The following is a 13,423-nucleotide window of genomic DNA, read 5'->3' as shown; positions in this document are numbered from 1 at the left end:
CGGCCGCACATCATACGGGGCGGCAGGTGTGCGAGCAAGGCGGCTACACTGAAGGCCCGTCCTCAGCCCGGTGCCCCGATGTCCGAAATCCTCGTCCCCGTCTCTTTCGGCGAACTTCTGGACAAGATCGCGATCCTGCAGATCAAGTCGGAGCGCATGAGCGATGCCGCCAAGCTGGCCAATGTGCGCGCGGAGCTGGAGGCGCTGGAGCGCACCTGGGCGGCGCATCCGGCCTCGCAGCAGGATATTGCCGGGTTGCGCGCCGGGTTGAAGGCGGTCAACGAACGGTTGTGGGTGATCGAAGACGAGATCCGCCTGCAGGAGCGGGCGCAGGCGTTCGATGCCGACTTCATCCGGCTGGCACGCAGCGTGTATTTCGAGAACGACACCCGCGCGCGGATCAAGAAGGACATCAACCTGGCGCTGGGCTCGGCCTACGTCGAGGAGAAGTCGTATCAGGACTACGGTTCGGGAAGCGGTGCCTGATCAGGCGTGGCGCGCGCGGAAGCGTTCGAACGCGGCGATCGCATCGGCCACGGTGACCAGGTCCATCACGCCATCGGCTTCGATCTTGGTTCCCCATTTCAGATCCGAGCCGGGCATGCCGCGGTACTTGCGCGCCGCGTCGTCATAGCGGTTCACGCAGAAGCGGCGGTCGGAGTAGGGGCCGCTGCGTTCCGGGTTGGTGGCGGCATGCAGGCCCAGCACCTTGCTGCCCATCGCGTTGGCGATGTGCATCGGGCCGGAGTCCGGCGTCACCAGCAGGTCGGCGCGGGCCAGCAGTGCCGGCAACTGTTTCAGCGTGTCCTTGCCAATCAGGTCAAGCACGCGGCCATGCTCGCGCATGGCGGCCAGGATGGCAGTGCCTGTGGCCCGTTCGAGTTCGCTGCGCCCGCCGCACAGCACCACCCGCCAGCCCTGGGCGATGGCATGGTCGGCCAGCGCGGCGTAGCGGTCTGCCCGCCAGTTGCGCAGCGCGTGGCTGGAGCAGGGCGACACCATCAGCGTGTGCCGGCCGTCCTCATCCCACTGCGCGTGCGCCCACGCATGCGCCGCTTCGGGGACGGGCAGTTTCCAGCTGACATGCGTGCGGGTCAGCCCCAGCGGCTCGCAGAAGCTGCCGATCGCATCCAGCACGTGACCGCCGGACCGGTCGGGAATGCGCTCGTTGATGAACAGGCCGTGGCCTTCCTTGCTGCGCGCGCGGTCGTAGCCGATCCGCCGTTGCGCAGGGACGAATGCGGACAGCAGGTTGGCGCGTGCCGACACCTGCAGCTGCAGCAAGGCATCGAAGCGCTGGCCCAGTTCGCGGCGAAGGGTGCGCATGCCGGCAAAGCCCGAAGCCTTGTCGTATTCGACGAAGCGCACGCCGGGCAAGCCCGCCAGCAGGCGGTGCTCGGCCTTGCCGATGATCCAGCTCAGTGCCACGTTGGGCCAAGCGTCGCGCAGGGTGTGCAGCAACGGCAGCACGTGGGTGACGTCGCCCAATGCCGATAGGCGCAGCAGGCAGATGGAGCGCGGGGCATGGGCTTTTTGCACGCGATTGCTACACTCGCAGAAATGACAGGATTCGACGCCAACGAGCACCTGACGCCGTTCCGCGACACGCGCGGCTATGGTGCGATTCTGTTCGACCGCACCCAGTTGCGGCAACCCGAATCTGCCTGGTTCGACTTGCAGCACTGGGGGGGCGCGGCGCAGCCGGTCTCCGAAGGCGGGCGCGGTGGCGCGTGGTTCATCGATTTTGGCCAGGGGGATGCGCTGCTGCGCCACTATTTGCGCGGCGGGCTGGCGGCGAAGTTCAGCCGGGACGCGCACCTGTGGCGCGGGATCAACCGGGTCCGCAGCTTTGCCGAGTTTCGCCTGCTGCGCGTGTTGCGGGCGAAGAACTTGCCGGTGCCAATGCCATTCGCGGCCTGGTATCGCCGCGAAGGCATGCATTATCGCGCTGCGATCTTGATGCAGCGCCTGCATGGCGTGCGCTCGCTGGCGGCGCTGGCAGACGCGGGTGAGGCGCCGTGGGAGGCGACAGGCCAACTGATTGCCCGTTTCCATCGCGGCGGGCTGGACCACGCCGACCTCAATGCCTACAACATCTTGTTCGACGAACACGGGCGCGGCTGGATGATCGACTTCGACCAGTCCTGCTTGCGCATTCCCGCGACAGGCTGGCGCGAGGGCAACCTGCAACGCCTGCTGCGTTCACTGCGCAAGCTGCGCGGGCAGCAGGCGGAGGCAGGGTTCGAGCAGTTGCGCGCGGCGTACGACGCTGCCTGGAAGCTGGGGTACTAGCGCCATCCAGCTCGTCCGGCCTGGCCGCGCCGGTCAAAAGTGCCTGGCTGGAAAGGTGGCGGCCCCGCCGGCTGACCTCGGCGCCCGCATCAGTCGATACCGTTGCTGCCTTCCGGCCCTGGCGGGATTTTCGACCTAGCGTCGCGAGGGGCCGACGGGGCCACCATAGACGGTGTTGCAGAGCCGCATGTCGCGAACTCCCGCGCACGCGGCGCTTGGGCGACTCTTGCGAGTCTGCGGCGGGCGCATGGCGCTACGTCGCGAAGTGTTAGTTTACATGTTTTCGGCGCGTGCAGCCCCGGTGGATGCGGGGTCGGATTCGCACGACGGCGAGCATTGCGGGAGGTTTTCGTCCGATGTCGCGGCACAAGCTTGATTCCAGCCAGTTCGCACCGGACGTCATTCCCTACCTGCTGGTCACGCTGTGCGAGCGAGTCGCCGCCTTCGGCATCGCACCCGAGCGCCTGTACGCAGGGCTTGGGCTGGACGTGCAGGCGTTGCGCGCGGGCGCGCTGGTGTCCAACCGGCAGGCGTGGAGGATGATCCGTCGCGCGCTGCAGCTGACTGCGCGGGCCGATCTGGGGTTGGAGATTGGGCTGGGGCAGGGCTTGGCCAGCTTCGGGCTGCTGGGGCAGGCATTCGTGACTGCGGCGACCGTTGGCGAAGCGGTGCAGCTGGGGGGGCGGTATTACCCCGCCGGCGGCGCGCTGGTCGATATCGAACTGGTGCCGTCGGCGTCCGGCGCGATGCTGGAAGTCCGACCGCGCCTGCGAGACGCGCAGGTGGCGATGTTCTTGATCGAGGAGCTGCTCGCCAGCGTGCTGGAGTTGTTTCGCGTCGAGCTGGGCGAGCCGGTGGTGCTGCAGTCGCTGGAGCTCGCCTACCCGGCGCCTGACCACCTCCACCGTTACCGTGAGCTGTTTGGCTGCGAGCCGCGCTTCGGCAGCCGTCGCAATGTGCTCGTGATTGCCCCCGGCTGGCTGGACAGGCCGATGCCGCGTCACGACGCCGCCCTGTCGGCGCAGTTGTGCGCGCAACTGGAGCGGCACGCACAGCTGGAGGCGCTGGGCACGGTGGCCGCTGTCGAGCAGCTGCTGCTGCGGCCGGGCCAGCAGCGGCTGTCGGTCGAGCAGTTGGCGCGCGCGCTGGAACTCAGCCCCAGGACCCTGCGTCGGCGGTTGAGCGAAGCGGGTGCCTCGTTTCGCGGGATTCGCGACCGTGTGCGTGCACAGGCGGCGCGCGACCTGCTGGAGAACGCGGGGGTGACCGTCGCCGAAGCCAGCCGACGCCTCGGGTTTTCCGATGCTCGGGCGTTCCGACGTGCGTGCAAGCGCTGGCTTGGCCAGGCGCCGGGCGCGCTGCGCCAGGCACGCTAGGCGCCATGTCGCCGGAATTGGCCGCCGCAAGCCCCTGTCCCTTCGCTGCGGTGCATGGTGAAGTACGGCCAACGCTGTCCGGGCTTCTCTCTGATGCTGCCATTCTTCAACCGCCCCTTGTTTGCGCTCGCGATGGTGTGGGCGTTGCTGCTGCCAGTGACGGGGTGCCAGGAAAAAACGGCAGTCGCGGCGCAGGCCCCGCCGGCGCTTGCGGCCGAACTGCAACCGATCTATGCGCGAAGCTGCGCCACCTGCCACGCCAATCCGGCGAGCGGTGCGCCGCTGGCGGGTGATCGTGGCGCGTGGGCGCCGCGCATGGGCAAGGGGCGCGAGATGCTGCTGGAACACACCATCAACGGGTTCAACGGGATGCCGCCAATGGGCGCATGCGCAGACTGCAGCGAGGAACAATACGCCGCCTTGATCGGCTACATGTCCGGCACGCGGCTGGAGCAGTGACCTGATGAAATCGACGCGCCGGGAGTTGATCAAAGGATTGGGAGCCCTGGGGCTGTTGGGTCTCCTGGGGCCGGGGAAGGCGAACGCGGCCCGGCCGATACCGTGGCGCAACTGGTCGGGCGCGCAGTCCTGCCTGCCGGCAGCGCGAATCGCACCGGCCACCGAGGCGCAGCTGGCCGACGCCTTGCGCAACGCCCCCGGCACAGTGCGGCCAGTGGGGTCCGGCCATTCGTTCAGTGCGCTGGTGCCCACCGACGACACCGTGCTGTCGCTCGGCAACCTGCAGGGAATGCTTCGCCACGACGCCCAGTCCCGGCAGTCGGAATGGTGGGCAGGCACGCCGATGTCGCAGATGGGCGCCCCGTTGGCGCAGGCGGGCTTGGCATTGCCAAACATGGCCGACATCGACTACCAGACGCTGGCCGGCGCCATTGCCACCTCGACACACGGCACCGGGCCACGTTTCGGCTCGTACTCCGACCAGGTGGTGGGCCTGCGCCTGCTGACCGCGAGCGGCGATGCCATTGACTGCGACGCGCAGCGCTATCCGCACGTGTTCGACGCTGCGCGCTGCTCGCTGGGCGCGCTCGGCGTGGTGACGCGGGTACGCCTGCAGAATCGCGCGGCGTTCAAGCTGCATCGCCGGGAGTGGGTGCAACGCTACGAAGAACTGCTGGAGGACATGCCGCGCCTGCTCCGCGAGCACGATCATTTCGAAATGAATGTGCTGCTGCATTCGGATGTGGCGGTGGCGATGACCATGGATGAAACCGCCGACCCGCGCGTGTTGTCCAAGCAGCCCGGCGGCGATGTGGACAAGGTCGCGCTGCTGCAGCGCGTCCATCTCGAGTGGCAAAATTCGCCGCGCGTGTATGCGCGAATGCTCAATTTCCTGGTCAAGTACGCGGTGTCGTTCCCCGATGTCATCGACGCTTCATACAGGGTGTTCGCCAACGTGCGCGACGTGCGCTTCAACGAAATGGAGTACGAGGTTCCGGCCGAGGCGGGGCCTGCCTGCCTGCGCGAGATCATGAAGAAGATCCGCGACGAAAAGCTGGACAGCTTTTTCCCCATCGAATATCGCTACGTCAAGCGCGACGACGCGATGCTGTCCATGTTCCAGGGGCGCGATGCCTGCGCGATTTCGGTGCATCAGTACTATCGGATGGACCACCATGATTTTTTCGCCCGGATCGAGCCGATTTTCTGGAAATACGACGGTCGCCCGCACTGGGGCAAGCTGCACACGCTCAATGCGCGCCTGCTGGCGCCGTTGTATCCGCGATGGAAGGAGTTCCTGGCCGTGCGCGAGTCGCTGGACCCGGCCGGCAAGTTCCTCAACGCACACTTGCGTTCCGTGCTGGGCGTGGGTTGATGGCCGGCGCTCACGGGCGCAGTGGCCGATGGCTTGCGGCGCGCAGTGTGCCGTGATGGCGCGAAGGGAGGTGGAATGAAGCGTCGCAAGTTCGTGGCTGGCGCGCTGGGTCTGGGGGCGATGGCGCTGTGGTGGGCAAAGCCTGGCGACCATGGCGAACCCTATTCGGCATACTTCCGCGCGCTGAACGCGGAGCTGAGGCGCAACGGGCCGATGCAGCCGGCGATGGTGATCGACCTCGACCGGCTCGACGCCAACCTGGAGCGCGTCACCCGCACCCTGCGCGTTGCCGGCAAGCAATACCGCATCGTCGAAAAATCATTGCCGTCGCCGATGCTGATCGAGTACATCGCACGCCGCGCGCAAAGCAACCGGCTGATGTCGTTCCACCAGCCGTTCCTCAACCATGATGCCGCGTTGTTTCCGCAATTCGATGTGCTGATGGGCAAGCCGCTGCCGGCGGCGGCGGCCGCGCGCTTCTACCGCGGGCTGAAGGGCCCGTTCAACCCGGCGCGGCAGCTGCAGTGGTTGTTCGATACGCCACAGCGCCTGCGCGAGTACGCCGAACTGGCGCGCGGGCTGGGCACGCGAATGCGCGCCAGCCTGGAGATCGACGTCGGCCTGCACCGTGGCGGCGCACGCGGCAATCGCGAATTGAAGGCGATGCTGGACGTGATTGCGGCGCACCCGCAGCAATTGGAATTCAGCGGATTCATGGGCTACGACGCGCACGTGGGCATGGGCGTGCCGTCGATGCTCGGCTCGGCGCAGGAATTGCTGGGCAAGGCCATGGCGCGCTATCGCGGTTTCGTCGATGTCGCGCGGCGCGATTACCCGTCGCTATGGCGCGACGACCTGACATTGAATTCCGGCGGCAGCCCCAGCTACGCCCTGCACGCGCACGAAACCGTGAGCAACGACATCAGCGTGGGCACCGCGCTGCTCAAGCCCACCCATTACGACATCGAGACGCTGAAGGAGCACGTGCCGGCCGCATTCATCGCCACCCCGGTGCTGAAGAAGACCGGCCCGATCGAACTGCCGGCGCTGGATGACCGCTCGCGCGTGATGTCGTGGTGGGACCCGAACCAGCGCGAAACCTTCTTCATCTACGGCGGCTGGTGGCTTGCCGATTACGCGTCGCCAAAAGGCCTGCAGTTCAACGAACTGTTCGGGCACAGCGCCAATCAGGAGATCGTCAACGCAGCGCCAAGCGTCGGGCTTGGCGTGGACGATCAGGTTTTTTTCCGCCCGCAGATCAGCGAAGGGGTATTGCTGCAGTTCGGCGACCTGGTGATCGTGCGCGGCGGCAGAATCGTGGATCGATGGCCGGTGTTTGCGGCGTAGGCGGAAGCGCGAGCGGGGCATCGCGATCCGGGGGATAGACTCGGGCCATCCATGGCCCTCGCCCTGCGGGCAGCCTGCGGCTGTCCGCATCGGCAGGACTGCCGATGTGTCGAACCCCGGCGGGGGACTACTCATCCAGCCTCTCTCCGCCAGACATGAAAAACGCCCCGCAAGGGGGCGTTTTTCATGTCTGGCGGAGAGAGGGGGATTCGAACCCCCGAAGCGCGGTTTAGACGCTTACACACTTTCCAGGCGTGCTCCTTCAACCGCTCGGACACCTCTCCGGAACCGCGCATTCTATCCATCGCGGGGCGGTGCCACAAGGGAGTCGTGAGGGCTTGCCGGTTTGGCCTGGGCAAGGGCCGGGGCGAGTCGCGGCGGCGTGGCAGAATGGGGCATGTCCTATCTCGTCCTCGCCCGCAAGTGGCGCCCCAAGCGTTTCGCCGAATTGGTCGGGCAGGAGCACGTGGTGCGCGCGCTCACCAACGCGCTGGAAACCGGCCGCGTGCATCACGCCTTCCTGTTCACCGGCACCCGCGGCGTGGGCAAGACCACCATTGCCCGCATCTTCGCCAAGTCGCTGAACTGCGAGCGCGGCACCTCCGCCGAGCCCTGCGGTGAGTGCGAGACCTGCCAGGCCATCGACGCCGGCCGCTATATCGACCTGCTGGAGATCGACGCCGCCTCCAATACCGGCGTGGACAATGTCCGCGAGCTGATCGAAAACGCGCAGTACATGCCGTCGCGCGGCCGCTACAAGGTCTACCTGATCGACGAAGTGCACATGTTGTCGAAGGCGGCGTTCAATGCGCTGCTGAAGACACTGGAAGAGCCGCCGGAACACGTCAAGTTCCTGTTCGCCACCACCGATCCGGAAAAGCTCCTGGTCACGGTGCTCAGCCGCTGTTTGCAGTTCAATCTCAAGCGTCTGGATGAGCAGCAGATCCGCGGGCAGATCAGCAGGATCCTGATTGCGGAAGGCATTGACTGCGATGAGGATGCGATAGCGCAGTTGGCGCGCGCCGCCGATGGCAGCCTGCGCGACGGCTTGTCGCTGCTGGATCAGGCGATTGCCTATTGCGGTTCGGCGGCGGGCGGCGGCGGGCTGGACGGCATCTCGGTGGCGGCGATGCTGGGCACGGTGGATCGCAGTCGCGTGCAGGCACTGCTCGCGGCACTGGCGGCTGGCGATGGCGCGCGTCTGCTGGACGAGGCCGCGCAGTTGGCGGACTTTTCACCGGACTGGGGCGGCGTGCTGGATGCGTTCTCGCAGGCGCTGCACCGCATCCAGGTCAAACAGCTGGTGCCCGCTGCGGATGTCGGCAGCGATGCCATCGACGTCGATGCACTGGCGGCGGAGCTGCGCCCCGAGCTGGTCCAGCTTTGGTACCAGATGGCGCTGAACGGTCGTCGTGACCTGGGCTATGCGCCAAGTCCGCGCAGCGGCTTCGAGATGACCCTGTTGCGGATGCTGGCGTTCCGGCCCGACGGCGACGCGTCGCAGCAGGCTGCCCCGCGTCCGCACCCCGCTGCCGCGCACCGTGCGCCGCAGCCTTCGCAGGCGCGTGCCGATGCCGCCGCCCGCGCACGTGCGACGATGGCGGAGGCGACGCCAGAACCGCAGCAGGTGCCGCCGCCGATGCCGGCCCCTGCGCCCGATACGGCACCCGCGCGCGTGGAAACGTCGCCGCCCGCCACGCCACGCGTGGTGGATGCAGTGCCGGCGCCCAACGCCAACGCCTTTGTGGGCAGCGCGCTGCTGGTCACCGATAGCGAACACTGGCTGGAGCTGGTGGCGCGCTGTGGGCTGCGTGGCGCCCCAAAGTTGCTGGCGGAAAACGCCGCGTTCGTGGCACACACCGACGGCGTGCTGCGGCTGGCGCTGGCGCCGGAACAGGAGCACTTGCGCTCGCCAAGCCTGGTACTGCAGCTTTGCGATGCGGTGGGGCGGCAGCTGGGAGGGGATGTGCAGATTCGCTTCGAAGCCGGCCAGCCGCGCAGCGAGACCGCCAATGCGCGCAACGCGCGCAATCGCGATGTTCGCCAGAGCGAGGCCGAAAGCGGTTTCGTCACCGATCCCGGCATCCAGCGCCTGGTGCAGTCACACGGTGCGCAGATCGTGCCGGAGTCCATCCGTCCGCTCGACGCACCCTGATTACCCGGGTTCCATCAACCTTTGCAGCACCGCAACAATGGAAGCAACGACATGCGTGGAAACATTGCCCAGCTGATGCAGCAGGCGCAGAAGATGCAGGAAAACGTGCAGCGCGCACAGGAAGAAGTGGCTGCGCTGGAAGCCACCGGCAGTGCCGGGGGCGGCATGGTCAGCGTCACCCTGGGCGGGCGCATGGACTGCCGCAAGGTGCGCATCGACCCGGCCGCGCTGGCCGACCCGGAGATGGCTGAAGACCTGATCGCCGCAGCGTTCAACGACGCGGTCAACAAGATCAATGCCGCCTCGCAGGAAAAGATGGCTGCCGCCACCGCCGGCATGCAGTTGCCGCCCGGCATGAAGCTGCCGTTCTGATTTTCTCCCTCCCTTTCGCGCAGCGAAGGGGAGGGCCGGGGAAGGTGCTCGATGCGGTTCCTGGCGCGCATGCTTCTCCGGACAACCCCCACCCAGCCTCCCCCTGCGCTTGGCGCAAGGGGAGGGGCATGAAGCGATGACCGTCTCCCTCCTCGAACAACTCATCGACGCCTTGCGCGTATTGCCCGGCGTGGGCCAGAAGTCGGCGCAGCGGATGGCCTATCACTTGCTGGAGCGCCAGCGTGATGGCGGGCGCAGGCTGTCCGATGCACTGGCGCAGGCGATGCAGCGCATCGGCCACTGCAAGCGTTGCCGCGACTTCAGCGAAACCGAGCTGTGTTCCACCTGCGGCAGCAGCGCGCGCGACGCGCAATTGCTGTGCGTGGTGGAAACCCCGGCGGACCGGCTTGTCATCGAACAGGCCACCGGCTTTCGTGGCCTGTACTTCGTGTTGCAGGGCCGGCTCAGCCCGCTGGACGGCATTGGCCCGCGCGAGCTGGGCCTGGATCTCCTGGCGCAGCGGCTGGAGGAGGGTGAGGTGCGCGAACTGATCGTGGCCACCAATCCCACCGTGGAAGGCGAGGCCACCGCGCACTACCTGGCACAGCTGGCGCGCGCGCGCGGCGTCCAGCCCAGTCGCTTGGCACACGGCGTGCCGCTGGGTGGTGAGCTGGAATACGTGGATCGCGGCACGCTGTCACACGCGTTCGGCAGCCGCATCGAAATCCCTTCCTGAATTGCAGCCCTGGAGCCCGCCCGATGAGCGAGACGATTTTCCACAAGATCATGCGCCGCGAAATTCCCGCGGATGTGGTGTACGAAGACGAGCATTTGATTGCATTCCGCGACATCGCGCCGCAGGCGCCGGTGCACGTGCTGTTCGTGCCAAAGCAGGACTTCGCCACGCTCAACGATGTCGGTGAGGACAGCGCCATCGTGGTCGGCCGACTTGCCACTGCCGCAGCGCGTTACGCCAAGGCGCAGGGGCTGGCCGAGGCTGGCTATCGCATCGTCATGAATTGCAATGCCGACGCGGGCCAGACCGTGTTCCAGATCCATTTGCACCTGCTTGCCGGTGCGCCGCTGGGACGCTTCGGCACGCCGTGACCGGCGCCGTCCATCGGTGGCTCGGGGCGGCTCAGGGGCGATGCTGGCGCAGGTCGCGCAGCAGGTCGCGCAATCGCTCGCGGCTCAGGGACGAGGCGTAGCGCGCTTCGGAAAAGCGCTGGCCGAGTTCGGCCAGGTGCCTGCCCGCGCTTGGGCGGTCGGCAGCCACCCGTGCAGCCCAGGCCAGTGCCGTTTCGTGTTGCGCGCGGCCGCGCCCCAGTGTGCGATAGCGCGCGTCCAGCGCATGCCACGCTCGCAGCAGCGGGTCGCGCTGGCGCTCGCCGCGCGCGATCCACCACGCCATCCAGCCCAGCGCCAGTGCGGCGATGGCGGCAAACAGCACGACCAGTGCGCTGGCGCCCAGCGCGCCCAGCCCTAGCGGCTTGAGCAGGTCCTGCTGGCGCTGCGCGTTGAAGCCCAGCACGAAATCATTCCAGCCCCGGCGCAGCCAGTCGCTGGCGTTGAAGACCGAAACCAAGCCGTCGAATCCGCCAATCCTGCCCGGCTGGCGGTCGGCGATGGTGTCATAGACGCGCTCGGGCGCCACCGCGGCGGTGGGGTCGAAACGTACCCAGCCGCGCTTGGGCAGCCACAGTTCCGCCCACGCATGGGCATCGGACCTGCGCACCAGCCAGTAACCGCCGATCGGGTTGCGATAGGCGCCGGCATAGCCGGTGACCACCCGCGCCGGAATGCCGGCCGCGCGCATCAGCACCACGAAGGCGGAACTGAAATGCTCGCAATAGCCTTGCCTGCGATCAAACAGGAAATCATCGATTTCGTTGCGGCTGGCCAGCGGCACGTTCAACGTGTAGGCAAAGCTGTCGTGAATCATGCCCAGTGCGCGCGCGGCGATGGCGGCGTCTGCGCGGCCCTCGGCATCGTGTCCGGCGGCGCGTCGCCATTGCCGGCCCAGCGCGAGGGTGCGCGGGTTGTAGCCCTGCGGAAGCGCCAGTGCGCGCTGCCGCAGTTGCTGCGGCAGCTCCGGCTCGAAGGCGGCCGCCGGCGCCGAATGCATCCGCCAACGGGAGACGTTGTACTGCGGCGCGTCCGTGGTCGTCGTGTAGTCGATGCTGAGATGCGCGCCGTCTGGCAGCCGGGTGGGCAGGTCCAGCGCGATCAGCTGGCGGTCCTCGGTTGGCTCAAGGTCGATTCGATACTCCCAGCCGGGACCGGCCGGGCGCATGGGTGCCGCCGGGAGCGCCTGCAGGCCGCGCGCCTGTCGCCAGCTGCTGCCATCAAAATCCCACAGCACCGGGCCGCGCCAGTACATCTGCTCGGGAGCAGGCACGGCGCCGAAGAACTGCACGCGCGCGGCCGGGCTGTCGTCCAGCAGCAGATCGGCCATGCCGCCCGGCGTCATCGTGTCGGACAGCCCCGGCGTGGCGATGCTGCGCCCGGGCAGCCCCCACAGCGGCGTTGGCAGGCGCGGGAACAGCCAGAACGCGGACAGCGCCAGCGGCAGGCCCAGCGCGACCAGTCGCAGCACGCCCTTGGCGGCCAACCAGTGCGGGTGGTCCGCCGCCGCCATGATCTCGCCTTCTTCGGCGGCCAGGCGTTGCAGCGCCAGCAGCGCCAGCAGCACCGCCAGCAGTGCCAGCACCAGGCTCAGCGGGCCTTGGTCGAGCAGGAAGGTGGCGAACGGCGCGAACAGGCCGAAGCCGACCAGGCTGCGGCCGTCGCGCAGGGAGAAGGTCTCGACGGGCTTCAGCGCCAGCATCGCTGCCAGGACCGCACAGGCGGTGTCGCGGCCGATGCCGGGCGCCACCGCTGCCACCGCGAGCAGCGCGCACACGCCCAGCAGCAGCCGCAACACACTGGGCAGCGGGTTGCGCCAGGCCGCGGCGGTCACCGCCAGCGCGCCGATGCCGAAGCCGATTCCCAGCGTGGCTGGCAACTGCAGCAACAGCGGCAGCAGGCAGGCTGCTGCGGCCAGCCGGACCTGCGTGCGGGTGGCGGGCGTCATCGCTGGCGATGGTGTGTCAGCCATGGCCGGCCTCGCCCGGAAGCAGCGCCAGAGCGCGCAGGCAGCGATGGCGGTGCTGCTCGCCCTGGCCGGTGGCAATGAGCGGGTGGGCGGGAAGCTGCAGCGCGTAGCGGCGGCCATCGCGCTCGGCATCGTCAACCCAGCGCGCCAGCCGGCGGATGCGCTGCTCGTGCGGCAGGCCGCTGGTGTGTTGCCAGTCCAGCAGCAATTCGCCGCTGCGCTGCTGTTCGTAGTCGCGCACCAGCAGGTTGTCGTGGCGGGCGGACGCTTTCCATGCAACCGAGCGCGGCGCATCGCCAGGACGGTAGCCGCGAAGGTGATGCGGGTCCTCGCCGGCACGAGTGACCTGCGGATGCCCCTGGCCGCCGATCGGAACCGGCAGTGGCGGTGCCTGCGTTTCCGGCGCCGGATACACCAGCAGCGCCTGTGCCGGCCACACGTAGGCCCAGGCGCGCGCCAGCCCCAGCGGTTGCACGGTGGACAGCTGCAGCCGCGGGAGTGGCAACAGGCCGCGCCGGGTGGTGGGGAGGCGCAGCTCGATGGTGGCGCCATGCGCATCGACCCGGGCGTGCGTGCAATTGCCGGCATGCGCGATGCGCAAGCCGCGGCGGACGCGGGCATCCACCGCATCCAGCGCGATGCGCAGGCGCAGCTCCTCGCCGGCGGCCACCGGTTCGGCGGCGATGGCGTTGACGCGCAGCCCCGACAGCTGCAGGTGCGCGGCGATCAGGCTGGCCTGCACCGCGCCGGCCAGCAGCAGCGCCAGCAACAGGGCTGGATTGTTGTTGAAGTTGAGCGCGCCCAGCAGCATGGTGCCCAGCAGCAGCCCGAAGAACAGCCCGCTGGCGGTGGGCAGCACGTAGATCCGGTTGCGCGTCATCTGCGCCGGCAGTGGTTCCGGTGCGCGCGGGCGCATCCACGCCTGGGTGCGTCGACGCAACGCCGCCAGCATC

At 68.1% G+C, this 13,423-nt stretch carries 13 protein-coding genes, 1 tRNA gene and 1 other RNA gene; 10 read left to right on the top strand and 5 right to left on the bottom strand.

Annotated elements, in window-relative coordinates; genetic code table 11:
* Positions 1–78 precede the first annotated feature (78 nt).
* Positions 79–486, top strand: coding sequence for a DUF6165 family protein (locus tag LIW09_RS09500; RefSeq protein ID WP_256645396.1), 408 nt, complete (start codon positions 79–81; stop codon positions 484–486).
* On the opposite strand, the gene LIW09_RS09495 is transcribed toward LIW09_RS09500, so the two are convergent.
* Positions 487–1,539, bottom strand: a complete 1,053-nt coding sequence (locus LIW09_RS09495) for a glycosyltransferase family 9 protein (RefSeq protein WP_256645395.1) — start codon at positions 1,537–1,539, stop codon at positions 487–489. It lies immediately after the preceding gene.
* A 21-nt stretch (positions 1,540–1,560) separates the two neighbouring features.
* Here LIW09_RS09495 and LIW09_RS09490 point away from each other — a divergent pair, with 21 nt between their 5' ends.
* Positions 1,561–2,292, top strand: coding sequence for a 3-deoxy-D-manno-octulosonic acid kinase (locus LIW09_RS09490; protein ID WP_256645394.1), 732 nt, complete (start codon positions 1,561–1,563; stop codon positions 2,290–2,292).
* A 61-nt stretch (positions 2,293–2,353) separates the two neighbouring features.
* Here LIW09_RS09490 and ffs read toward each other — a convergent pair.
* Positions 2,354–2,450: signal recognition particle sRNA small type (gene ffs / locus LIW09_RS09485), an RNA gene on the bottom strand.
* A gap of 198 nt (positions 2,451–2,648) precedes the next feature.
* Between ffs and LIW09_RS09480 the strand changes: the two genes are divergently transcribed.
* The 4 genes from LIW09_RS09480 (at position 2,649) to LIW09_RS09465 (ending at position 6,849) form a co-directional block, all read left to right on the top strand.
* Positions 2,649–3,668, top strand: a complete 1,020-nt coding sequence (locus LIW09_RS09480) for an AraC family transcriptional regulator (RefSeq protein ID WP_256645393.1) — start codon at positions 2,649–2,651, stop codon at positions 3,666–3,668.
* A gap of 93 nt (positions 3,669–3,761) precedes the next feature.
* Positions 3,762–4,127: a c-type cytochrome gene (locus tag LIW09_RS09475; RefSeq protein WP_256645392.1), complete on the top strand. Its 366-nt coding sequence runs from the start codon at positions 3,762–3,764 to the stop codon at positions 4,125–4,127.
* 4 nt (positions 4,128–4,131) lie between these two features.
* Positions 4,132–5,502, top strand: a complete 1,371-nt coding sequence (locus LIW09_RS09470) for a D-arabinono-1,4-lactone oxidase (RefSeq protein ID WP_256645391.1) — start codon at positions 4,132–4,134, stop codon at positions 5,500–5,502.
* A gap of 75 nt (positions 5,503–5,577) precedes the next feature.
* Complete coding sequence (locus LIW09_RS09465) at positions 5,578–6,849, top strand: DSD1 family PLP-dependent enzyme (RefSeq protein ID WP_256645390.1); 1,272 nt, start codon at positions 5,578–5,580, stop codon at positions 6,847–6,849.
* Between the two features lie 191 nt (positions 6,850–7,040).
* On the opposite strand, the gene LIW09_RS09460 is transcribed toward LIW09_RS09465, so the two are convergent.
* Positions 7,041–7,133, bottom strand: a tRNA-Ser gene (locus LIW09_RS09460).
* Positions 7,134–7,246: 113 nt separating this feature from the next.
* Between LIW09_RS09460 and dnaX the strand changes: the two genes are divergently transcribed.
* The 4 genes from dnaX (at position 7,247) to LIW09_RS09440 (ending at position 10,483) form a co-directional block, all read left to right on the top strand.
* Positions 7,247–9,004 carry a DNA polymerase III subunit gamma/tau gene (gene dnaX, locus LIW09_RS09455; RefSeq protein ID WP_256645389.1) on the top strand — a complete coding sequence of 586 codons (1,758 nt, stop codon included), beginning with the start codon at positions 7,247–7,249 and terminating at the stop codon, positions 9,002–9,004.
* Positions 9,005–9,055: 51 nt separating this feature from the next.
* Positions 9,056–9,376, top strand: coding sequence for a YbaB/EbfC family nucleoid-associated protein (locus LIW09_RS09450; RefSeq protein WP_256645388.1), 321 nt, complete (start codon positions 9,056–9,058; stop codon positions 9,374–9,376).
* Positions 9,377–9,512: 136 nt separating this feature from the next.
* Positions 9,513–10,112 carry a recombination mediator RecR gene (recR, locus tag LIW09_RS09445; protein WP_256645387.1) on the top strand — a complete coding sequence of 200 codons (600 nt, stop codon included), beginning with the start codon at positions 9,513–9,515 and terminating at the stop codon, positions 10,110–10,112.
* Between the two features lie 23 nt (positions 10,113–10,135).
* Positions 10,136–10,483, top strand: a complete 348-nt coding sequence (locus LIW09_RS09440; protein ID WP_256645386.1) for a histidine triad nucleotide-binding protein — start codon at positions 10,136–10,138, stop codon at positions 10,481–10,483.
* A gap of 31 nt (positions 10,484–10,514) precedes the next feature.
* On the opposite strand, the gene LIW09_RS09435 is transcribed toward LIW09_RS09440, so the two are convergent.
* Together LIW09_RS09435 and LIW09_RS09430 are read right to left on the bottom strand one after the other, a co-directional pair.
* Entirely contained in the window at positions 10,515–12,473 is a 1,959-nt protein-coding gene (locus LIW09_RS09435) for a transglutaminase TgpA family protein (protein ID WP_256645385.1), read from the bottom strand.
* Positions 12,466–13,422: a DUF58 domain-containing protein gene (locus LIW09_RS09430; RefSeq protein WP_256645384.1), complete on the bottom strand. Its 957-nt coding sequence runs from the start codon at positions 13,420–13,422 to the stop codon at positions 12,466–12,468. Before LIW09_RS09430 ends, LIW09_RS09435 begins: the two co-directional genes overlap by 8 nt.
* Between the last annotated feature and the right edge of the window lies 1 nt (position 13,423).

This window comes from Thermomonas paludicola, from assembly GCF_024498955.1.
GTDB lineage: Bacteria > Pseudomonadota > Gammaproteobacteria > Xanthomonadales > Xanthomonadaceae > Thermomonas > Thermomonas paludicola.
Note: the sequence above shows the minus strand (reverse complement) of the source record. Positions and strands in the feature narration are given on the sequence as shown.